This window comes from Streptomyces sp. NPDC001832 (assembly GCF_040297265.1).
GTDB lineage: Bacteria > Actinomycetota > Actinomycetes > Streptomycetales > Streptomycetaceae > Streptomyces.
Genome location: NZ_JBEOYU010000017.1, coordinates 1 through 22,161, shown reverse-complemented (window position 1 = coordinate 22,161; position 22,161 = coordinate 1). Strand labels below are relative to the sequence as shown.

Below are 22,161 nucleotides of genomic sequence, written 5' to 3'. Positions count from 1 at the left end.
CAACGAGATGGGCCCTCGTACGGTAAGCACCCTTCGGACGACAGCGGATCAGCGTCTGGATCCCATGGCAGCTTCTGATCGTTCCAAGTCCCCGTGCACCAAAAAGGCCGTGGTGGAATCGAGTGCGAAGCGCGCCGACCGCGGCGCGCACGCCGGTCCCGGCCAGTGGATGGCCGTCACCCGTGCCCTGTCCGTACCCGGGGCGGCGCTTCCCGCCCGTGCTTTCCCCTCGGGGCCTGCCCCGCCTCCACCTGCTGTCCTGTTCTGCGTTCTGCGGATTTAGGCCGACCCCCGTGTCGTGTCACTGAATCCTCAGAAACGGAGTACTCGTACATGTCTTCTTCCCCTCGCTCATTGAGCCGGGCGGTTTTGGCGCTGCGTGACTGGCAGCTTCGGCAGTGGGCTGTAGCCGGTGCCGGTGCGCTGCTGTCCGCACTGGCCGTCGGTGTGCCGACGGACGTGATTCCCAACCCGCTGTTCTCCCGGTCGGCTCCCGTGCAGTGGTGGAACTATCCGGCGCTTGCCGGCACGGGCGTTCTGGCCGGGCTGGTCCTGGGCACCTACGTGCGCCCTTCCTCCGCACCCGGGACACCGGACTCTCCTGACGGTGGACGTCTCGGGTGGCTGGGCGGATTCCTGTCGTTCCTGGCGGTCGGCTGTCCGGTCTGCAACAAGGCCGTTCTGTTGCTGCTCGGCACCTCCGGGGCGCTCAGCTACTGGGCGCCACTGCAACCGTTGATCGCCATCGCCTCCGTGGCGCTTCTCGCCGAAGCTGCCCTGCGCCGCCTGTCGGCCCAGTCGGCATGCCCCACGTCGGTCTCCCTCTGACGCCCGGCCCCCTTTCCTTCGCTCTTCCGTTCCTCCGTATCAGGAGAGGTACGTCATGACGTCCACCAGCACTCCGTCCGCACGCCGCCGCAACCACAAGCGGACCATCCTGGCTCCAGGCGTTGTTCCCGGCGGCACGGCCCACCGCATCGATCACACTCCGACAGCTCCAAGGACATCACGCCTCAACGGTCAGCAACGCCGGTGGACAGGAGTGCGCCCTTTCACCGGGGCGGCAGCAGCGGTGCCAGGAAGCGGCTCGGCTCACCGTGCCAGGTGATGGCGAGCGCGTCACGGGCGCGGGTGGCCGCGACGAAGAGCAACGAGCGCGCCCGGTGCAGTTCACGCTGGTGGCGGCTCGGGTCCGTGCGTTCCCACGCGTCCACGGAGGTGCGGGGTACGAGTCCCTCGGAGACCCCGGCGATGATCAGGCAGCGGTACTCCAGTCCCTTGAATCGGTACATGGTGCCTATGTGGACACCCTGGTCGTTCCGCGGTCCGTCCTGCGTGATCTCCGTCGGGGTGATGCCGCGTCGGGCGAGGCGGTCGGCGAGCTGGGTGACCATGTCGTTGGTGGGGACGCAGATCGCCGTGGACTCGCGGGGCACGTCGTGCCAGTCGCGCAGCTGCTCGACGACGTGGTCCATTTCCTCGTCCCAACTGCGTGCGCCCCGTAGGGACGGGCTCGAGCCGTGGAGGACGGAGCGGTATCCGGCGATCGTCTCGGCACTGCCGTCGAGGTCGTCGTAGTCCGCGTCGTCCAGGACCCGGATGGCGTCGCTCAGGATCTCCCGCGTGGTGCGGTAGCTGAGGGTCAATCGGGAGGACCGGCCGCGGATGTGGACGCCGAGGCTGCCGAGTGTGACCTGGTTGTCGTAGATCCGCTGGTGCGTGTCGCCGACGAGGAAGATGTCGTCGGGCTCGGCCGGCACCATGGCGCGCAGCATCTTCCAGTGGGCGGCGCTGAGATCCTGCGCCTCGTCGACCACGATGTGCCGGTAGCGGTAGCGCAGCCAGGCACCGGAGCCGGCTTCGACGTGGAGGTTGTCCAGGCCCCCCCGGTCGTCGCGTTCCTCGGATCGCCGGTCGATTCTGGCCTTGCGAGCGATCTCCAGCCGGGCCGCTCGCTCGGCGACCTGGCGGTGGGTCTCCAGCCCCTTGGTCTCCAGGCGCTGGGTGAAACGTTCGGCGAGCTGCCAGATGCCGGCTCGCTCGGCGCGTGTGACGCTGCGTCCTCGGCCCGCGCGCCGGGCGGCGAAGTAGTCGCTCCGGGAGGTCACGGCCTGGCCGAGGATGGCCTGGTTCCACTCGTCGCTGAGAAACTCGGCGCTCCAGCGGGTTTCCCCCGCCTCCACCAGCAGCTCCCGCCACTCGCGCAAGGCTGCCGTGTCGTCGATCCGCCGCTTGGCGCTGCCCGGGTCGGCCTCGCTGACGAGGCGGGTGGCGAGCTGGTCGACGTGGGCGATGTCGACCCGGGCCAGCACGTCGGGGCCGCCGAGCGAGAGGAGCCGGGCCCGCAGGTCGGCGGCGAGGTTCTTGTTGAACGTGGTGAGCAGGACGGGCTTGTTGCGACCGGGCGGGAGCGCCCGCACCAGATGGCACACACGGTGGAGGGCGACGATCGTCTTGCCCGTCCCCGGCCCGCCGCCGACCCGGGCCGGGCCCGAGTAGCGCCGGTGGACCAGCTTCTTTTGGGTGGGGTGGAGGAAGATCTTCCACCGCCCGAAGTCGCCCTCCTCCAGGATGCTCTGCAGGAACTCGTCATCGGTGATCACCACGGTCTGGGAACGGTCGACGGCCGCCTGCCAGTCGTCGGTGTCGAGGTTCCGCTCGGGTTCGCTCACGGCGACGGGCGCGGTGACCTGGTCCATGACCGCTTCGTAGGGAACCCCGTCGCGCAGCCGCAGGAGGACTTCACCGGTGTGGCGGGGCGCGTACTCGGCAAGACCGAGCAGCTCGTCGTCCGTGGTGAGTTTCCGGACGATCGGGATGAGTGGCTCGGCGACACCGAGGGCCGCGAGCTGTTCGTCGGTGTACGCGGCGAACAGGCGCTCTTCCACCGGCCTGTGGGGGGCGGGTTCCGGAGCGGGGGTTGCGGGCGGCGCGGGTTCGCGGCGCTGCACGTGCTCCTCGACGACCTGGAGGTCCACGTATTCGATGGCGCCGGTGATGTGGTTGATGCCGTAGTTGAGCCGGTCCAGGTTCTTGTGGACGTGGCCGCGGTGCTTGACCGAGACGAGAAGCCAGTCGTCACCGCCCAGCCGGATCATCAGGGCCCGCCACTCGCGGTTGACGCGCGCCGACCAGAGCCGGTCGTGGCCTTCCAGTTGCTTGAGGTCGAAGCCGCCGGCGTCCGGGTTGCGGCGGAAGTCGTGCTGGAACTTGTAGAACGCGCCGAGGACGGCGCGGTCCAGTTTGACGATTTCCTTGTCGGCCTTGTCCAGCAGGCGCAGGGTCACGCCGGTCCTGGGCGCGCCGGTGACCGTCATCGCTCGTTCTCCTCGTGTTCGTTCGTGGCCGGACCGGCAACTCCGCGCACCAGCCCGGCGAGTTCGCCGGCGTCCCATTCCGTCGCGGTGCGGACCTGCCAGCCCGCGTCCCGGTAGGCCCGGTCGCGTTGTTCGGCGTCGATGTCCCAGTTGCTGCCCGGGTCCGGCCGGTGCGCAAGGACGACACCGATCCGCCGGGCAGGCCAGGCGAGTTCGGCGGGCCAGGCGGCTGCTCCGAGTTCGTAGCCGGCCTCGGGCGCGGGCAGGCCGAGGCCGGCGAGAACGCGGGCGAGGCCGGGGAGACCGGGGTCGTCGATGAGGAACTCGATGACCTCGTCCCAGGCGGGGTCGCGGAGGGCCGCGGGGGCCTCCTCGGCGGTCTGCCCGACCGCCTCGGGTGCGTGTGCCCGCCGCTGGGAGGTGAGCCACCCGGCGCCGCCGGTGACCGCCAGTCCGGCCGGGGGTCGAATCCCGGCAGCATGGCGGCTGTGAGCTGGACCCCGTCTCCCTCGCCCGCGTCGAGGAACTGGAGCAGGTTGCTCCAGTAGAGCCAGGCTGGCCGACTACCCCGTACCGGTCATGGACAACGCCGTGGCGACCCTCGGCGGCAAGGTCTACTCGTTCGGCGGAACCGATGGCGGAAGCACTTACAACAAGGCCTACGTCTACGATCCAGGTGCCCAGACGTGGAGTGCCCTGCCGAACCTGAAGGTCGCCCGTTCGGCGCCGCAGGCGGTCGCCTACGGTGGCAAGCTCTACGTCTTCGGCGGCTGGGACACGAACGGGTGGCCGGTGGACAAGACCGAGATCTACGACCCGGCGACCGGTGCCTGGTCCACCGGCGCCGACCTCCCGAAACCGTACGCCGGCGCCGCCGCGACCGCGCTGGGCGGCAAGATCCACTTTGTCGGCGGCTGCACGTATGACACCTGTGGCACGACGGACGTGCAGGTGTACGACCCGGTGTCGGACTCCTGGAGTTCCGGCACGCCCTACCCGCAGTCGATCTCCTGGCTCGGCTGCGGCGCCATTGCGAACAAGCTGTACTGCGCGGGCGGGGCGACGACCAGTGGCACCACCAAGCACGCCTACAGCTACGACCCGGCATCCGCCAAATGGACTCCCATCGCTGACCTCCCGATCGACCAGTGGGGGATGGGCTACTCGGCGGCAGACGGCAAGCTCCTCGTGTCCGGCGGCGTGACCGACGGCTCCACCACGATCACCAACCAGGGCTTCGCCTACGACCCGGGTGCCAATACCTGGACCGCGCTGCCCAACTCCAACAACACCGTCTACCGCGGCGGCTCCGCCTGCGGCTTCTACAAGATCGGAGGTTCCCCCGCAGGGTGGAGCGCAGCCAGGAATTCCGAGCTGCTGCCCGGCTATGACCAGTGCGTCGCAATTCCCTGGCTCGCACTGGACAAGACCGAGGTGACGCTCCAGCCCGGCCAGAGCGTTGACGTCAACGTGAGCTTCAACGCGAACGTCGCCGAGATCAGCCAGCCGGGCACGTTCACCGCGCAGCTCGTGATCAGCGCGAAGACCCCGTACCGGATCGAGCCGGTGCCGGCGACGCTCGTGGTGAACCCGCCCAAGACCTGGGGAAAGATCACCGGAACGGTCACCGGGATCGGCTGCACCGACACGTCGACGCCACTGAGGGGAGCGACCGTGCAGATCACCTCGAAGACGGCGAGCTACACCCTGAAGACCGACGAGAACGGTAAGTACGTGCTCTGGCTCGACACCAAGAACAACCCGCTCACGGTGATCGCGGCCAAGGACGGCTGGGCGTCGCAGACCCAATCGGTCAGGATCTCGGCGGGTGAGGCGACCACGGTCGACTTCTCGCTCAAACCCGACCGCGCCTGCACCTGATCTGACGCTCCGTTTGGGCCGGGACCGGCCCGGCCCACACGGACATGTCGCGGCATAGCGAGGCTGCCGGAACTGGCTGCAGGTCGAGACGCTCTGGTCTCCGCTCCTCACCAAGCTGCTTTGCCCGTACCTCGTTGACCAGACCGCAACACAGAGAAGAGGGACGTCGACCAGGTCGACGTCCCTCGCGGTCTCTCCTGCTAACGACGGAGCGGTCCCGGGACCGAAGCGGTTCCGGGGCCGGGGCGTCAGCGGGATAAGTGGACAGGTGCCGTAATGGACTGGGCGGGCGTCGGACGCGATCCGGACCCCGGACTCGCGCCGCCTCCGCCCGTGCTCAGCACAGCCAGGACGATGAACAGGATCAGCAGACCGCCCCCTCCCCCGGCGGCGGCAACCACCACCCCCGAGGGCAACCGCCGGTCGTGCGCACGGACGTACGCACCGTTGCGGTGGTGGCCCCGCACCCGCGTCGTCGGGCCGGTCTGACCGGACAGAGTCGGGGGTGAGACCGCTGCCGGGCGGGAATGGGCGGCGGGGCGCACGGCAGTGCGCGGCCGGGTACGGCGGTGATGCGGGCGAACGTAGGAGCCGTCACGGCGGTAATGGCCACGGACGTATGTCATCAGGGATCCTTCGATCAGTCAGAGAGGTGGCCGGAGTCTCGGCGTACCATCGATCGGTGGGCAAGGCACAATGTGCACATCAACGAGGACGGTGGGGCGGTCAGCTCCGTGCCATCCGGAGCGGCGGCCGGCACGGCAAAGATCGAGCCACCGACCCAGGACGAGGTCGACACGGCTGCCGCCGAGGTGGGCCGGATCCTCTCGGCGGCGGACGAGATCGACAGGATCGCCGCACGTGCCCTGCGTAAGCACGCGGCGGGGAAATACAACTTCAGCGAGGCCGGCTACAAGGGCCTGGAGGACGCGGACCGCAAGCAGGGCATCGAGGACGCGGATGCGATGCTGAAGCTCGCGGCCAAGGCCGACGGGATGACCGACGCGCAGCTGAAGCACTTCAACGAGGTCGCCAAGTACCAACGGGACAATCCGGCTTTCGCCGAACGCTTCGCGACGAAGTTGGGGCCGGAGGGCACGCTCCAGTTCTGGCGCAGCCTTGCCGATCCCGGCCACGGTGACGCCCCAACCGGCGACCGCGCGAAGATCCTTTCCACGGTGCAGGACAATCTCGGCCTGACGCTGGCCACCGCGTCACGTGTCGACTCGCCTGCCATGCAGGAGTGGAAGGACGGGGTCATCGCCGCGGGCGATGACCGGATCAAGCATCCGGGCGGTAGTGGCGATCTCGTTGATCGAGACGGCTTGTTCGGGAAGGACACCCATCGTCTCCGTGATTTCGGCGAGACGGGCAGCATGCAGTTCATGCGGGCCCTGGGAGCCGACGAGGATTCGCACGCGACCCTCTCCGTGGCCCAACAGGTCTATGGGTCGAGCCTCATGACGGCTCAAGGCGACGACAGCGACTCCGCCGTCGCGGCCGGCCTGCACAGCGTCAAGATGCACGGCATGCTGGACGAATCCCGTATCGAGGCCATAGGCAAGGAATTCGGGGACGACAAGACCGAACGCACGGAGTACATCGCGCGGCGCCCCCAGAAGGTCGACCGGGACAGCGCCGAGAACTGTCCCTGGTCTTCAACTTGTCCCACACCACCGCGAGCCGCTATGCGGCCATCGCCCAGCTTGCTGGACGACCAGGTCGAGCGGGGCGCCGGAAACGAATGAGTATTCTGCCCATCAGGCGCTCGGGGGCGGTCAGTTGCCATCGATCGGACTCACAGCTGCGGTGGGACCGGTCGGCCGAGAAACGCGGCAAGCCGAACGATGGCCGGAGCGGTCTCCTCGACGGGTTGCGGCTCGGCGAATCGTCCCGTTCGGGACTGAGCGGAGAACTGGACCTGAACGAACGCCAGGCTCTGCTCGGCAAGGTCTTCGGGCAGCAGGGCAGGGATTCCGGTGGCCTGGGCGAGGTCCCATCCGTGAGCGAGCAGGTCGTACAGGCGGATCTGCAAACGCTCGGCGCCCGTGGCGCTCCCCAAGGGTCCGCGATAACTCCGCTCAAGCACCCCGGGACGGGAGAAAGCGGCCAGCAGTGAAGCACTGGAGGACCGGTAGGCTCCGACCGGGTCGTCACCGAGGGGGTCTGCTCCGCGCTCGGGCATCGGACCACCCTCGATCATGGCTGTGAACACCAGGTCCATGCCGACCAGGTGGCTGACCACCTCGCGCACGTTCCATTCCGTGCACGGCGTCGGCGCCTTCCACTGCTCGGGGCGGACCTGAACGATCAGGTCACCGACGACTTCGCACGCGCGTGCGAGATCTTCAACAGAAACGGTAGTCATCCGGGGAGACTACGGTGTCATCTGCCAGGCTGCCCACGAGTTTCGCGTCGGTGAGGAAGCCCTGTCGAACCGAGATACCGCGCGATCGCTCAGCGTCGATGATTGGCACCTTCCGCAGGTGCTGCATCCGCCCACCAAAAACAGCGACGCCGAACCCACCGCACTTCCGAGCATGCCTGCCGAAGACCCCGTGGGTTCCCGGTGAAAGTCCCTCAGTCACGCTGAACCTGCGGCGGACGTGCCGTTAACGAGCGACCGCGGCGGGCTCCGGCTGGGGTCCGGGTTCTGAGGGGTGGGGGTGGCGAGCTGGAGGCTGCTGCCCGCGGACACCGAGCCGAGCGTGAACCAGGCGGCAACATCCGCGGGCGACGGTACGGGGATGCCGCAGATCGGTTCCTCAGCGGTCATCATCGCGCTGGGCTCTCGCGCTGTTCGAGCACCGCTCGTACCGTGCGGTGTGGTCCAAACTGACCGCCGCCCTGACCCCGCTGGCCCTGGTGCGTCCCGCGGTCTCCTCGCTGACGCGGGCCAGGCGCAGGGTGGGGGCCGCACCTCTGCGGCGTCTGTTCGAGACGCTTGCCGGGCCCGTCGCCCGCCCCGGGCAGGCCGGGTCCTTCTACCGGGGCCTGCGCACGGTGGCCGTCGACGGGACCCTGCTGCACACCCCCGACGACGAGACGCTCACCTGGCGCTACCCCAAACAGGCCGGGGAGGGTCTGGAATTCGGCTATCCGCTCCTGCGGCTGCTGACCCTGGTCGAGTGCGGCACCCGCGCCCTCATCGCCGCCGCCTTCGGGCCGGAGTCCGAGGGTGAACTCCCCTATGCCAAGCGGCTTCTGGCCGCCCTGGACCAGACGATGCTCCTGCTGGCCGACGCGGCCTTCGACGGCAACGAGTTCCTTGATGCCGTCCATCAGAGCGGGGCGCGGTTCCTGGTGCGCTCCGGGGCCCGCCGTGTCCCCACCCCCGCCTGCCGCGCGGAGTCCCTCATGGGTGAGGGCGTAGTAGGTGCGGCGGCGGCCAGGGCCGCGGTTGGCCGGGGCCCGGCCGAACTAAGGGTACGCCCATGGCACAAGGGATGCCTTGTGCCATGGGCTCGGTCAGGAAGTGGTCGGTGCGAGGGTCAGTGCACGGCGTAGGCCCTGATAAGGGTCTGCTCGACCTTGCTGCCGTTGGTGTCGTGCGCCTTGACGCGCAGCGACACGTAGCCCGATGCAGGGTTGCTCAGGGACACCTTGTAGTGGCCGTCGCTCTTGGTCTTCACCGTCGCGGGGCTCCAGGTGGCGCCGTCGTCGGTGGACATCTCCACCTCGACGCCGTCAACGTCCGGGGTGGCACCGGTCTGGAGCGCGAACGCCAGGTCGAAGTCGTAGGTGTTGCCGCCCTGGGTGGTGTTCTGCGCGTCCAGGTCCAGGCCGTACTTCGGCCAGAGCAGCGCCAGGTTCTCCTTCTCGCTCCCCGGCCGGGTGGACTTGAACGTCCACGCGGTGCTGGTCTTGGTGGACAGCGGGAACCACGCCGGGCGGTCCGTGTCCATGGTGATCCGGTAGGTCGCCGGGTCGGGGCTGACCGGCACCGTGGTCATGATGAATTGGTTCTGCTCCCTGAGCAGCTTCCCGTCCTGGTACAGCCGCACCGTGGACTTGTCGGCGTCCTCGTCGAACCAGAGGTGGTGCCCCGGCTGGCTGTCGCCCATCCCCTGCATGCTCAGGGTGACCGTGTCACCCTGACGGAACGCCTGGGTGGTATCCGGTCCGGCCGGGCCGTTCACCGCGCCCAACCAGGTCTCTTCGTGCTGCTCGCCCGGCAGGTAGTTGCGCAGTGTGTCCCTCACGCTGCGGGTGGTGGTGGCGGTGAGGGACGGATAGACCGTGTGGAGCCACTGCATGTCCTTCATCGTCGGCCACTTGCTGCCGGTGGAGTACCACTCCTCCCGGTCCACCGGCGCGTCGAAGAAGTCCAACCACTGGGTGATCAAGGTCTCTCCCGGGCGGACCGGCGAGTCGGTCTCGCCGAAGTAGCTGCCCTTGGCGCCGCGGTAGCGGGACGTCACCACGGCCGAGTTCTCCGCGGTGACCGCGTCGACGGGGTCGGCCGGAATTCCACCGGGAACCATCATCGCAATGTTGTACACGTAGGGGTGCTTGTCGATGCCCTGCAGGTTGATCTGCGTGGGGCCGTCGGCAATCCGGTCGAAGAGCACCACACCTTGGTCCTGGGTGAGGCTCCAGGCGGGGATGGCAGTGCGGGCGGCGCGCGGCACGGTGGTGGAGAAGGGGCCGGGCCGGTCGTTGACGAGGATCACTGCCTTCGCGCCGGCATCGGCCACCGCGGCGATCAGCTCGGCAGACTTCGTGTAGCTGAACGGGATACTCTCGCGGGTGACGACCGCGAGCTTGCCCTTGAGGTCCTTGCCGGCCAGGTCCTCCGGCCGTGCCATGCCGGCGTCGACGGCCTGGAGCGTGCTGGGGCCGTACAGCCGGGCCGCGTACATCACCGGCTCAAGCGGGAGTGCCGCTTTCTGTCCGGCAATGGACGCCCGGATCACCGGCGAGTACCTGCGCTGCTGGAAGTTGAACTCGAACGTGCCGAGTGTCACCGGCTCGGTGGGTACCACGTAGGCGTGGTCCCGCAGCGGGTCCGGCGTGACGATCATGAAGTCGATCCCCCTCTTTCCGGGGAGCTGCTGGCGGTACCCGAGCTTGTAGCCGTGCGGCTCGGACTCCTTGGGGGTCGCGACCTTGACCTCCTTCCCCAGCCGGGCATCCAGCGTGATCGTCCGATCCGCCTTCAGGTCCACCACGGGCTCACCGGCGAGGGTGGACGTGACCTGGGAGTAGGAAGTTTCCCTCACGAGACCCATGACGGAATAGCGCCCCACCGGCAGTGCGACAGTCTTGGTTCCGTCCTGGACGAAGACCTGGCGGACAACCCCGTTGTCCAAGTCGAACACCGCAAGCTCGCCGGGCGCCGGGTTTCCGTTCCGGTCGATTGTGTTGACGGTGAGGTCGACGGTGGGCACGTCCTTCGTCGCGCCGACGGTGGTGTGGATCGCGGTGCCGTCGGCCGCGGTGGCGGTGATGGTCCCGGTGTAGTCGCCCACGGCGCCGAGCTCGGGGTGGTAGGTCACCGTCACGCCGGCGGTGGAGTTCGCCGGGACCGTCACACTGTCGGCGCTGAGCGTGAACATGCCGTTCGGCGGGGGCGCGGTCTCCCCGAGGCTGAACAGGCGGAGCGACAGCGTCTTGTCCGTGGAGGAGGTGTTGACGTAGGTGACCGTCTTGGTGACCGGCGCGCTCTCGGACGACTTCTTGCCCATGCTGACGACGGCGGGGCTGGAGTAGACCGTGGCGCCGATCGCCTGGGACACGTCGACTCGGCCACCGCCCTGCTGGTAGGCGGTGGCAGCGCCCTGCTTGGCGGTGCTGACCAGCACCTGCTTGAGTCGGTCGGCACTCCAGTCCGGGTGGCGCTGGGCGAGGATCGCCGCGGCGCCGGACACATGCGGGGTGGCCATCGAGGTGCCGTTGGCCGAGGTGTAGTTGGCGTCGACGGGGGTGCCCATCGTGGTGCCGGCGGCGCGGGCGGCGACGATGCCCACGCCCGGTGCGGTGATCTCCGGCTTGACCGCGAAGGTTTCCTTGACCGGGCCTCGGCTGGAGAAGCCCGCGAGCTGATCCTGCTTGTTCACCGCGCCGACGGTCAGCGCGTCCTGGGCGGCACCCGGCGAGCCCACGGTCCCCTTGCCCGGGCCCGTGTTGCCGGCCGCGATGACGAACAGCGCGCCGGAGGACTTGGTGAGCTCGTTGACGGCCTGGCTCAGCGGGTCGGTGCCATCACTGCCGGCCGCCGAACCCAGGCTCATGCTGACGACATCCGCACCCTGGGCAACCGCCCACTCCATGCCGGCGATCACCCCCGACTCGGGTCCCGAACCGGCCGTGTTGAGGACCTTGCCGATGTACAAGTCGGCGCCCGGCGCCACACCCTTGTACTTGCCGCCCGACGCGGCACCCGAGCCGGCGATGGTCGAGGCGACATGCGTGCCGTGACCGTGGTGGTCGACCGCGTCGGGGTCGTCGGTGAAGTTCTGGGTCTGCTTCACCCGCCCTGCCAAATCAGGGTGGTTGGGGTCGATACCGGTGTCGAGGATGGCCACCTTGGTGCCCGTGCCGTCGTAGCCGGCCGCCCAGGCTTCCGGCGCGCCGATCTGCGGCACGCTCTGGTCCAGCGTCACATGCACCGGCTTGTCGAGCCAGAGCTTCCTGATGCCATCGGCCAGCTTCGGTGCCTTCGTCGCGGCGGCGCTGTCGTCGTCGACCGCCTCCCAGAACGTCGATGCCTTCTTCTTGGTCGCGTGCAGCGCCACCGCGTTGGCGCTGGGCAGCTCGTTGTCCTTCACCGAACCGGCCGGCGCGGCCTGCTTGAGTGCCTTGCCGGCCTTGCCCGGCGCGCCCGCGTAGGTCGCGAGCAGCGGCACGGCGGGGCGGTGCGCGTCGTCGTAGCCGTACTCGGCCAGCTTGGTGACGTTGAACAGCTCGCGGTCGAGCTCGTTCGCGGCAAGGTACGGCTGCGCCTTGTCCGGGATGACATAGATCTCTTCGCCCACCTTCATGGTGGAGAACGCCGCCGGGGCACCGTCGGCCGAGGGCTCGACCGTCGCCGCCTGGAAACCGTTTTCGTGACGCTCCAGCGTCACCACCTCGCCCGTGACGAGGGTGAGCTTGTGGGTGGCGACAACGGGGCCGTTCTGTTGCGGCTGGGCGGCCTCGGGTGACGGCGTCGCTGCAGCGGCGATGGGGAGGACGCCGAGCGTGCCGGCCACACAGGCCGCGGTGAGCAACCCGAGGGCCGTCCGCACTGGACGGTGCGTCAGCCGGTAGGCTATGGAGGTGGTTGAGCGGGCCGGCAATCCGGTCGACCCAGCCGGTTGTGTCTGTCTCATTGAGGCGATGACCTTCTCTGAGGGGGACAAAGGCGCGCGAAAGCCACGCGGTCGCGGGAATTCGGCGCTGCATCGGATCACTGCGTTGGATGTGATGTGTGGTTGTGCTGCTTTCAAGTGCGAGCGGTGCAGCAGCACAGGGACGGCGGGCCGCGCGCCGTGCTGATGCGGCGGCCATGCGCCGCCGGTATGTCAGCCACGTGAACCTCGTTGCGCTGTGGGGTCCGGAAACCCGGGCCGGTCGGACGGGTCGGGCAGATCTGCCGGATTCGGTCGTGCGGCCGACACCGTGGGGTCGGGCAGCGGTTCGCCGATCAGGCCACGGTCCAGTGCCGCGACCACGGCGCCGGTGCGGCTGTCCACTCCGAGCTTGCCGAAGACATGAACCAGATGGGTTTTCACCGTTGCCTCGCTGATACACAGCGCGCGTGAGACCTGACGGTTCGACAGTCCCTGGGCGAGGTGGTGGAGAATCTCCACCTCGCGCGGGGTCAGCGTGGGCCGCGACGCCCGCTTACGGGCGCCGGGCAGCCGAGTGGCGACGGGGGAGCCAACACCGTCTCGCCGATCGCGACGGCGTGCACCGCGGAGATCAGTTCCTCGACCGGCGCGTCCTTGAGCAGGTATCCGGTCGCACCTGCCTCGACGGCGGCGAGGATCTCGGCATCGCTCCTGTAGGCGGTGAGGATCAGCACCCTCGGCGGATGCGGCAGGGCCCTGATCCGGCGGGTGGCCTCGACACCGTCCATACGCTTGCCGCCGCCTTCTTTGCTGCCGGCCTCCTCGGTGGCGGCGCCTGACACCTCGCCAGTACAGGCGCCCATGCGCAGGTCCATGAGAACCACGTCGCCCCCGCTCGGCTCGGCGACCGAACGCACTGCCTCGGCACCGTCCGCCGCCTCACCGACCACCGCAACACCGAGCGCATCCTCGAGCAGCGCGCGCAGGCCACAGCGCACCACCGGGTGGTGGTCGTCCACGCGCACCCGTGGCACGGAGAGCGGTTCGTCCGGGATCTGCGACTCGTGCATGCTGGTCAGCCGATACAGAACGACGACTTCAGCGTGAAGTCGACCGTCGTCGCGGGACCGGCTTTGATCCTGACCTCCTTGGACGCCGACATGTAGTCCTTGTCAGCGGCGATCAGGGTGAGCGGGTTGTACTTCTTGTCGATCCAGTAGGCAAAACGACCGTCCTTGTCGGTGAGCAGCCTGCGGCTGACGCCAGCGGCTTCGATCTGCACCGACGCGCCGCCGAGCGGCGCGGACACTCCCTTGCAGTCCACCCCGCTCACCGTGCCGGTCACCTTGCCCCAGGTCTTGGGGGGCGTGACGTGCATGGCGACGGCGACCGGTGCGGTCCGGTACGGCGTGTCCGAGTCCACCATGATGTCGGCGAAAAGGTCACCGGGCTGCGTGACCGACATGGTCCCTGCATCCAGCGTGACCGTCACCGTCGCAGACTCGCCCGGCGGCACGGTGAGCCGCCGCGCGTCGAGCGACAGCCATGACGCATCGCCCTCGTCACACACGTCGTATCCGGGCAGGATCTGCGTGAACCAGCCGGGCCCTTCATCACCGCCTCCGACGTGATAGAAGCCGCAGGCGCCGCCGCCTCGGTAAGTCGCCTGGATTGCGAAATTCCCCAGCTGGTACCAGGTGTCCCCCGCCGCGTCGTAGGCCCAGCTGTCCATGTAGACCCCGGTGTTGCCGAAGCCCGCACCGCCGGACACGATCAGCTTGCCGTTGGCCGCGCTGTAGGCAGCCGCCCACACCGGATGGGGCATGTCCGCTACCCGGGTCCAGGCGTTGGTCGCGGGATCGTAGACGAAGGTCTTATTGCTGGCCGCTTTGTCCGTCGTGCCGCCCGCGCAGTACATCTTGCCCGCGTTGGCACCGCAGGACAGCCATGACGTCAGCTCGGGATAGTCCGCGGCCTGCTGCCACCTGTCCGTGCTGGCGGTGTACACCCCAGACGTCGGTGCTGCCGCAGGTCTTGGTGCAACCGCCGATGGCATACAGCTTGCCGTCGAGCGTCGCCACCCCGGAGGCGGCGTAGCTGACCGGGGCGGGCGATCCGGTGCTCCACGTGTTGGTGCTCGGGTCGTAGATGTCCATACCTGGCGTGATGGAACCGTCCCCCTTGGCCGACCAGCCGCCGGTGATGTACAGCTTGTTGCCGACGAAAGCGCCGTTGGCCTTCTCCCGCATCGTGGGCTGGTCGGCGATCGGCTTCCAGCCCCCGCTGCGCGGATCGAGCACCCATCCCTTGTTGGTGTAGTAGATGGGCGGGACATAGTCATACGCGACGCCGCCGACCGAGTACACCTTGCCGTCGTGGGAAGCAACCACGTTGTCGGCCACGGAGGTCGGAAGGCCCGGCCCGTTGACCCATCCGCCGTCGGCGGCCAACGCCTGCCCGGACGACGCATCCGGCGCCCGGCTCTCCGCCGGCTTGGTACCTGCGAGGGCATGCCGCGAGGTAACCGCGGAGCTCATCTTTGGGGTGGCGCTGGGGGTGGTGAGGATGGTTCGTCCACCGGCCGACTCGTTGAGCGTCACGTTCGCCGGAGCAGTGCCGGTGTTCTTGACCGTGACGGTGGCCGTGGAGCGATCGCCCATGGCAACGGTCTTCTCGACGCTGCCGGTGACCTCCAGCCGCCCGGCGGGCAGCGGCAGGTCAACCTTGGTCACTGCGTCACCGACGACGGTCTCGGTCTTGGTGAGGGTCTTGTAGCGGGCCTTGCCAGCGGTGAAGGACTGCTCCCCGGTCGGGGCAAGCAGCGTGTAGAAGCCGTCGCCGAGGGCGTCGTCGTCGGGGGTGGCCCCAGTGCCCGCCGCCGGCGCTCCGCCCCTGCTGACGGGGACGGAGTTGAGGCCGGCACCGGTGTTGGCGTCGGTGACCTGGCCGATCACCAGGCCGCCCGGCTGCGGTGCGCACAAGCGCTGGCCGAGGTTGACGTTGTCGACCTGCCAGACGTTGCCGCCGGCGCCGGTGTAGTGGAACCGGAGCATGACCTGTGAACGTCCGGCGGCCTGCGGCACCTGGATGGTCTGTACCGAGCCGGAGACGCTGGACGCGTTCTTCTCCCAGACCGTCTGCCAGCTCTGGCCGTTGTCGACGGACAGGTCGACCATCACGTGCGCGGTGATCGGCTTGAAGTAGCCGATGTGATACGTGTTGAACTGCACGATCGGCGTCTTGGCACCACTGAGGTCGACCACCGGGGTGGTGAGGGTGGTGTCCTGAGTGTGGGCCGGGTCGAAGTTCTTGCTGTCCACGGTGGCGAACAGGCCCGTGCCCTTGGTCCGGTTCAGGGTGCCCGATTTGTCGAACCGCCAGACCTCGCCATTGCCGGCCGCGTCGGTCACGGTCCACCCGTCCGGAATGGTGGGCGCGTCGAAGGACTGGGTCAGACCGTCGAAGCGCACCGCGTATCCGGGGGCGGTGCAGGCGGCGGCATCGACCGGCGCGGCAACGTCGAGCGCGATGTCCGCGCCGCCGGCCGCCACCTCACGGGTGAGGGTCGGGTATCCCGGCAAGTCGGGGTCGAATGTCAACTGGTAGGTCCGGTCGGCGGGGACCAGCAGGTCGTACTTACCGGTGTACGGGTCGGTGAAGTGCGCACTCGGGTCGCCGGGCACCGTGATCCTGCTGTAGAGCGGCCAGCCGTGCCCCGAGCCGTCGGTGACCTTGCCGGTGACGTGGACGCGCGGTAGAGCGGTCAGCGCCTTGTCGAGGGTCGCGAACCCGAACCGGCCCTCAGGGACGGTGACCGCGGCGGTCGCCTCGGCATAGCCGAAGGCGTTGAGGGTGACCTGGTGCTCCCCCGCCGGGACGATCAGTTTGTAACGGCCCTCGGCGTCGGTGTCGGTGTTCAGCTCGCCGGCCGAGACGGTCGCGCCCTGGATCGGCTTGCCGGTGGATGCGTCGGTGACCGTGCCCGTGACGCCGGCCGGCACGCTCTTCACGAGGGCGAGGACGTCCAGCCGGCCCTCGCCGAAGACATTGTTGTCGTCGTCCGTGCCGCCGCACTGGTTGTTCGGGGTGTCGATGGCTGAGCCGTCGAGGAGCGCCTCGGTCGTCGCCACGTCACCGACCAGTGCCGGGGCCGCGGACCACAACAGGGCGACCGCGCCGGCGAGGTGCGGGGCGGCCATCGACGTGCCGCTCTTGGTGCCGTAGCCGCTGCCCGGCACGCTGGAACGCACGTTGAGACCGGGGGCCGAGATGTTCGGCTTGATCTCGCCGTCCTGGCCGGCGCCGCGGCCGGAGAAGTACGCGATGGTGTTGGTGCTGTCGTAGGCGCCGACCGAGTAGTTGATGATCCGGCTGCCCGGTGACCCGCTGGTGTTGCAGCCGCCAAGGCCGCTGTTGCCGTTCGCCCAGGACACGAAGATCCCCGATGCCGCCCAGGCGGCGCTCATGTCCTCCATGAACGGGTCGTTCGACGGCTGGCTGGAGCCCCAGGAGTTGTTGATGACGTTGGGCCGCTTGCTGGCATCCGGGTTCTGGCCGTGCAGGTCCGTCGGCTCCAGCATCCACTGGCCAGACTCGACCAGTGTGGTGTCGCTGGCGCAGCAACCGTTCGCGGCGATCCAGCGGACCCCCGGGGCGACCCCGATATGGTTGGACCCGCCGTCGTCGCCGGCCATGGTGCCCATCGTGTGGGTGCCGTGTCCGTTCTCGTCACACGGCGATCCGAGGCAGGCACCCGTGGCGTCGAACCAGTTGTAGTTGTGATCGAACGTCCCGTCGCCCTTGTTGCCGCGGTACTGCTTCACGAGCGCCGGGTGGTCGTACTGGACACCGCTGTCGATGTTCGCGACCGTGATACCGGCGCCCGTCACGCCGTACTGCGCCCACACGTCGTCAGCGTTGATGTTGGCGATGCCCCACTCGACCGAGTTCACCTCGGCGACTGCCGTGCCCTTCACGGGCTCGGGCACCGCGTAGGTCTGGGTCGGCCAGAGCGACTTCACCTCGGGCTCCACGGCCAGCTGTTCGGCCATCTTCAGCGAGCCGCCACTCACGTGAATCGCGTTGGTGGCCCAGAACGCCTTGTACTCGACATGCGCACGATCCAGCTCCGAGCGGACGTCGGCCTGGCTGACCCGGGCGGTCTTGCGCAGTGCCTTCGCCACCGTCGCGCCGCGCTTGTTCCAGTCCACGATCCGGCCGGCCTCGGACAGATCGGCCGCGGCGCCGAAGCGAACCCAGAAGTCTGCCTTGCCCTTGGTCTTCAGCTTGTCGAGCAGGGCAGGGCGGAATTTGCCGTGCCCGTTCGGCTTCGAGTTGGCGGCGGCCTGGGCCGCGGGACTACTCAGCGCGAGGGCGGAAGCAATCAGCGTGATCAACGCCAGGCAGCCGACGAGCCTGTCGACCAACCGACGTGGTCTGGTCCGGCCACGATGGGGCATGGGGAAACTCATGTCAGCTCCGAGTTGAGAGGTGGCCCTTCCGGATGCAGAACACCGACGCGACGGCATCGGACGCGACGGCATCGAGGGCGTGCCCACGCTCCGCGCACCACAGGCGCACGGCCGCATGGACGGCCGACTCCGTGGAGAGCAGCTCCAGCACGGCCCCCGTGGGCAGCTCCTCAATTCGGCGAGCGAGCAGCGACTCCACCCGCTCCCAGGGTTCGCCACCGGCATCGACGACCGTGACCGGGTGCGGCGGGTGGTCGGCTGACGGTCCGGGGACGTGCATGGCGCTCCTCGCTGTCGCATCGGTGATCCGGCCCAGACCGTAGGGCAGTGCGCTTACCGAGCGATTAACGGGCCGATTACCGGGTCCTGATGGGTCGAAGCGGTCGGCGGCGTCCCGCGACGGCTGGCGCCGGACAGCCTGCGCACGCGGGTCGACAAGCCGGACCTCAACACTCCGAAGACGGAGGCAGCCCGCAGGCTGCCGAGATGGACCTCGCTGTGCCCGCGATCGTCACAGCCGGCCGTCGGCCGCCCGTGCCTGGTCGAGCTCGCGCGTGATGCGGTCGACCGATTCGAGCGCCTGGATGTCGCCACTACGCAGGGCAAAACTCTCGCTCTCGCGAAGAGCCGACTCTGCCGCATCCAGGTCCGCGCGCTTGAGGGCGACCCTTGCGAGGTGGACCAGGCAATACACCAGGCACCACGGGTTGCCGAAGGGCCGCACCAGCTCGACGGCGGCGAGGGCGCCCTCGTGGGCCTCCTCGAGATTGCCGGTGACCAGGTCGAGGCGGGCGAGGTTTCCCCGCTCGAACGCGATGTGCGTCGGGTCGCCCGCCCGTTCGGCCAGGTCGAGCGACCTCCCCCGGTACACCCGTGCCTCGTCGTACCTGCCAGCCCTGAGCGCGAACTCGCTGAGCATCGACAGCACCGTGGTCAGCAGCCCGATATCGGCCACGCTCTCGGCGTGCTCGAGCGCCTGGTGCCCGACCTGGTGCGCCTCGCTGGTCCGGTCGAGCATGGCCAGGGCGAGCGACCTATTACCGAGGGCGCGGCCGAGCAGCAGTGGCACGCCGTCACCCTCGCCAGCCGTGGCACGGGCGGCCGACTCGGCCTCGATGGCCGAGGCCAGCATCTGCTCGTATCCCCCGAGAGGGAAGTCGACGACGCTCGAGGCCAGGTGCAGCGCCACCCGCGCAGTGGCCGACAACAGACCGGACGGCAGCGTGGTGCCATCCAGGAGCGCGCGGGCACCCTTGGGGTCGCCCGACTGGCAGACCACCTCGGCCAGGGCCGCCAGCGATCGCGCGGCCGCATCGGCCGTCCCGGTTCGCAGACGGCGCTCGAGCGCACTCCGTAGTGCCTGCTCTGCCTGGTCGTATCGGGCGAGTCGGCGCAGAATCAGCGCATGGTCGTGGCGAGCGTCGGCCACCGCGGCCTGCTCGTCAGTCGCATCAAGCCGCCCGATCAGCTCGCTGTAGTAACGGTCCGCACTGTCGTTGGCGTACAACGCGGCTGCCCTTTCGGCGGCCCGCCGCAGCCAAGTCATGGCACGCGGGTCGTCGGCGAGGACCAGGTGGAAGACCACCGCGTCGACGGCGTCCGGACGGTGCCCGAGCACTGCGTCGGCATAGGCGGCATGCAGCACTTGTTTGTGCGCGGCGTTCAGGCCCGAGTAGCAGGCCAGCCGCACCACGGGGTGCCGAAAGCCGTAGCCCGTCACTCTCCTGCCCGCCGACACCACCTCACGTTCCTCGACCAGGCCAGCGGTAAGCAGCCGGTTGAGGGCGGCCGCGAACCGCAGTGGGTCGATGGGTGGGTGCAGCCCCGCACGGGCAACCTGGGAGGCCTCGCCCAGATGGACATCGCCCCCGGCCGCGGCGAGGACGTCGATGATGGCGCGCTCGTCGACGTCGAGCATGTCCAGCCGTGCCTCGACCGCACCTCGCACCGAGTCTGGCAGGCAGGCGCTGTCCAGCCCAGCCGTCGAGGGCAGCGGCAGCCCGCTGTTGACCAAACCAGCAAGTTCGGTGGCGAACAGCGGGTTCCCCGCAGACAGCCAGATCCTTCAGCAGGCCGCTCACCGCCTGGAACAGCCGGGCTCTCTCCTCCTCCGGGCCGACGTCCCGCACCGGGGCCGGCCCGAGGGCAGGCACCAACGCCGCGAGCGCGTCGTGGCCGACCGCAGCGGCCGCCTGCTCGGCAGACGACCGGGCTGCGAGCCAGGCGTCGAACGCGTCCGCCCACAGCCCGTACGGCCTCTGGCCCTCGGCCTCATGGCCGGCCGCCCAGAGCACCATCGCCCCGCGCTGATGGGCGGCGCGCGCCGCAGCGGCAGCCAGCCGCGTCTTGCCCACCCCGGCTTCGCCGACGACCAGGGTGAGCGGCGGCAGCCCCGGATCCGCAGCGGTGAGGAGCCGCAGCGCCTCCTTCCGGCCGAATATAGGGGTGCGTTCCGCTGCCCGGATCGCGGCGGGCATCGGGGGGCGTGGGAAGCCACCCGCCAGCCGCGCCGCAGCCCCAGCGCACTCTTCGACGGCCGCGCGGTGAAGCTGCTCGAGGACGGCGCCGGGGCCGACGCCGAGTTCGCCGTGCAGTGCGAGACGGGCGATCGCGTACTGCCGCACCGCCTGCTCGGGACGACCGAGGGTGAGCAAGCTGCGGAGCAGGAGCTCGTGACCCCGCTCGTCGGCAGGGTTGCCGACCAGGTGCCGCTCCAGCAGTCGCGCGGCCTGCTGTGCCTGAGCGGTCGCGAGACAAGTGAGCGCCAGCTCGTGCACGGCGTTCGTGCGAAGCCGGGTCAGTTCGGCTCGCCGCATCATCGCCCAGTCGGCGTACGAGTCCTCGGGGAGCAGATCGGGTTCCAGCTGCTCCAGTACCCTGGCCAGCCGCGCGGCCCGTCCGGCAGAGGCGGTGGGCTCGGCAAGGACGGCGTTCGTCGCCGCCTCGACCTCATCGACATCGACGGTGACCAGCCCGGGTGCGAGAGCGAGCATCTGACCGTCCAACAGCACATACGCCGACGCCTCACGGGGCCGCAGCTCAGGTTGGAGGGCGTGCCGAGCAATGTGGAGGGCCACCCACAAACTGTTCCTCGAGGAGTGCGGCGAGGCACCGGGACGAAGCAGCTCCATGGCCTCGTCGCGGTGCATACGGTGTCCAGGCGCGAGCGCGAGCAACTTGACGAGCTTCTGCGCACTGGGCCGCCACCGCTGCTGGACCAACGCCCCGTCACGTACGGCCCGAAACCCGCCCAACAGCAGAATCCGCAACGGAGGAACCTGGTCGACGACTATGGCAGTCAAGAGCGCACGCCCACCTGGACGCTTCCCCTTCCCTCTTCAGCGTGCGCTGACCTGCACACACCAAAGACTTCGAGACAGAACCATATAGCACGACCGACCCGCCCGCCCATGCCCTGGCGGGGCATTGCCAACTTGTTGGTGTGCGGTTACTTGAGGGTGTGCGGGGGTGTGCTGGGCTTGGTTTCCGCCTCTGGTTCAGGCCTCGGTGGGCATGGCGGTAGTGCCAGTGATCTCGTTCCAGGTTCCGAAGCGGTGGCGCATCTCGGTGTGGTAGCCGGTGGCGGTCATCCGGTGGCGGCGGGGCCGGAAGCGCGGTGAGATCTGGCTGAACGTCACGCGGCCTGGTCCAAGCCGAAAACGTTCGGGGCCGCCGCGGGTGAAGCGGCGCAGTACCTGCTCGGCCTCGGCTGTGCCCAGGCGCAGGGCGGTGGCGTACTTGACTCGACCACCCGCCGTAGGTGTCGTAGTCGGTCATGGTGCACCAGACCCTATGCCGCGAGGACGGCGGGACGCTCGACCGTTTGGCCTCGCTCGAAGCGGGCTCTGGCGCGGACGAGGGCGACGAGGTGGGGCGCGTTCACGGCTCGCCACCGTGCTTGGGTGGACTCGACGAGCGAAAAACGCCTTAGACCGACCGGCAAATGGGGGGTGGGAGAAGGAGCGGGACCGGGTGCGTGCAGCTGCAAGGCGGAGGAGGGAGGCAACGCGAAGGGGGTCCCCCATGCCCCTTCAGGGCTATGGGGGAGTTGTCGACTGACGACAACGCCGCAGATGTGCGTGCCCGGTCCCGCGACGCCGCCCCCCATTTGCCGGTCGGTCTAAGCCTCGATCCACCGAGTGACCCGCGTCCTGTGGATAAGGAATCAAGAAGAGGTGCCTGCTGACCTGCGATGATGGGAGTTCTGACGCTTCCAGC

The 22,161-nt window shown here is 69.0% G+C and carries 13 protein-coding genes and 3 pseudogenes; 5 read left to right on the top strand and 11 right to left on the bottom strand.

The window, feature by feature from the left end; all coding sequences use genetic code 11:
* Nucleotides 1-333: 333 nt before the first annotated feature.
* A complete protein-coding gene (locus tag ABT115_RS16095) occupies nt 334-828 on the top strand; it encodes a hypothetical protein (RefSeq protein WP_351789375.1) in 495 nt (164 codons plus the stop codon).
* Nucleotides 829-1,052: 224 nt separating this feature from the next.
* On the opposite strand, the gene ABT115_RS16090 is transcribed toward ABT115_RS16095, so the two are convergent.
* Nucleotides 1,053-3,317: a UvrD-helicase domain-containing protein gene (locus ABT115_RS16090; RefSeq protein ID WP_351789372.1), complete on the bottom strand. Its 2,265-nt coding sequence runs from the start codon at nt 3,315-3,317 to the stop codon at nt 1,053-1,055.
* Between the two features lie 14 nt (nt 3,318-3,331).
* On the opposite strand from ABT115_RS16090, the gene ABT115_RS16085 reads away from it, so the two are divergent.
* The 3 genes from ABT115_RS16085 to ABT115_RS16075 all read left to right on the top strand — a co-directional run bounded on the left by ABT115_RS16085 (nt 3,332) and on the right by ABT115_RS16075 (nt 6,946).
* Nucleotides 3,332-3,865: a hypothetical protein gene (locus ABT115_RS16085; protein ID WP_351789370.1), complete on the top strand. Its 534-nt coding sequence runs from the start codon at nt 3,332-3,334 to the stop codon at nt 3,863-3,865.
* Between the two features lie 31 nt (nt 3,866-3,896).
* Nucleotides 3,897-5,198: a Kelch repeat-containing protein gene (locus ABT115_RS16080; RefSeq protein WP_351789367.1), complete on the top strand. Its 1,302-nt coding sequence runs from the start codon at nt 3,897-3,899 to the stop codon at nt 5,196-5,198.
* A gap of 698 nt (nt 5,199-5,896) precedes the next feature.
* Entirely contained in the window at nt 5,897-6,946 is a 1,050-nt protein-coding gene (locus ABT115_RS16075; protein WP_351789365.1) for a hypothetical protein, read from the top strand.
* A gap of 50 nt (nt 6,947-6,996) precedes the next feature.
* Here the strand turns inward: ABT115_RS16075 and ABT115_RS16070 are convergent, their stop codons facing one another.
* Entirely contained in the window at nt 6,997-7,566 is a 570-nt protein-coding gene (locus tag ABT115_RS16070; RefSeq protein ID WP_351789362.1) for a TIGR03086 family metal-binding protein, read from the bottom strand.
* A 428-nt stretch (nt 7,567-7,994) separates the two neighbouring features.
* On the opposite strand from ABT115_RS16070, the gene ABT115_RS16065 reads away from it, so the two are divergent.
* A complete protein-coding gene (locus tag ABT115_RS16065; RefSeq protein WP_351789579.1) occupies nt 7,995-8,705 on the top strand; it encodes a transposase domain-containing protein in 711 nt (236 codons plus the stop codon).
* On the opposite strand, the gene ABT115_RS16060 is transcribed toward ABT115_RS16065, so the two are convergent.
* From ABT115_RS16060 to ABT115_RS16020, 9 genes and pseudogenes are all read right to left on the bottom strand, one after another.
* Nucleotides 8,690-12,427, bottom strand: a complete 3,738-nt coding sequence (locus ABT115_RS16060) for a S8 family serine peptidase (protein ID WP_351789359.1) — start codon at nt 12,425-12,427, stop codon at nt 8,690-8,692. The genes ABT115_RS16065 and ABT115_RS16060 overlap by 16 nt on opposite strands.
* A gap of 396 nt (nt 12,428-12,823) precedes the next feature.
* Nucleotides 12,824-13,542, bottom strand: a pseudogene (locus ABT115_RS16055) (response regulator); the annotation flags it as partial.
* A gap of 5 nt (nt 13,543-13,547) precedes the next feature.
* A complete protein-coding gene (locus ABT115_RS16050; RefSeq protein ID WP_351789577.1) occupies nt 13,548-14,390 on the bottom strand; it encodes a tRNA wybutosine-synthesizing protein 4 beta-propeller domain-containing protein in 843 nt (280 codons plus the stop codon).
* Nucleotides 14,347-17,898 carry a S8 family serine peptidase gene (locus tag ABT115_RS16045; protein ID WP_351789357.1) on the bottom strand — a complete coding sequence of 1,184 codons (3,552 nt, stop codon included), beginning with the start codon at nt 17,896-17,898 and terminating at the stop codon, nt 14,347-14,349. The genes ABT115_RS16050 and ABT115_RS16045 overlap by 44 nt, the downstream gene beginning before the upstream one ends.
* Before the next feature lie 46 nt (nt 17,899-17,944).
* Nucleotides 17,945-18,223 (bottom strand): sulfurtransferase TusA family protein, encoded by a 279-nt coding sequence (locus ABT115_RS16040; protein WP_351789354.1) that lies wholly within the window; start codon nt 18,221-18,223, stop codon nt 17,945-17,947.
* A gap of 231 nt (nt 18,224-18,454) precedes the next feature.
* Nucleotides 18,455-19,957 (bottom strand): ATP-binding protein, encoded by a 1,503-nt coding sequence (locus ABT115_RS16035; protein WP_351789596.1) that lies wholly within the window; start codon nt 19,955-19,957, stop codon nt 18,455-18,457.
* An 88-nt stretch (nt 19,958-20,045) separates the two neighbouring features.
* Nucleotides 20,046-20,936 (bottom strand): annotated as a pseudogene (locus ABT115_RS16030) (AfsR/SARP family transcriptional regulator); the annotation flags it as partial.
* Nucleotides 20,937-21,440: 504 nt separating this feature from the next.
* Nucleotides 21,441-21,581: a hypothetical protein gene (locus ABT115_RS16025; protein WP_351789352.1), complete on the bottom strand. Its 141-nt coding sequence runs from the start codon at nt 21,579-21,581 to the stop codon at nt 21,441-21,443.
* A 152-nt stretch (nt 21,582-21,733) separates the two neighbouring features.
* Nucleotides 21,734-21,865, bottom strand: a pseudogene (locus ABT115_RS16020) (IS256 family transposase); the annotation flags it as partial.
* Nucleotides 21,866-22,161: the final 296 nt, after the last annotated feature.

Bases quoted from the DNA above. Each gene is read 5' to 3' on its own strand.
- ABT115_RS16095 (WP_351789375.1), top strand. From the start codon at position 334: ATGTCTTCTTCCCCTCGCTCATTGAGCCGGGCGGTTTTGGCGCTGCGT.
- ABT115_RS16090 (WP_351789372.1), bottom strand. From the start codon at position 3,317: ATGACGGTCACCGGCGCGCCCAGGACCGGCGTGACCCTGCGCCTGCTG.
- ABT115_RS16040 (WP_351789354.1), bottom strand. From the start codon at position 18,223: ATGCACGTCCCCGGACCGTCAGCCGACCACCCGCCGCACCCGGTCACG.
- ABT115_RS16080 (WP_351789367.1), top strand. From the start codon at position 3,897: ATGGACAACGCCGTGGCGACCCTCGGCGGCAAGGTCTACTCGTTCGGC.
- ABT115_RS16050 (WP_351789577.1), bottom strand. From the start codon at position 14,390: ATGTACTGCGCGGGCGGCACGACGGACAAAGCGGCCAGCAATAAGACC.
- ABT115_RS16070 (WP_351789362.1), bottom strand. From the start codon at position 7,566: ATGACTACCGTTTCTGTTGAAGATCTCGCACGCGCGTGCGAAGTCGTC.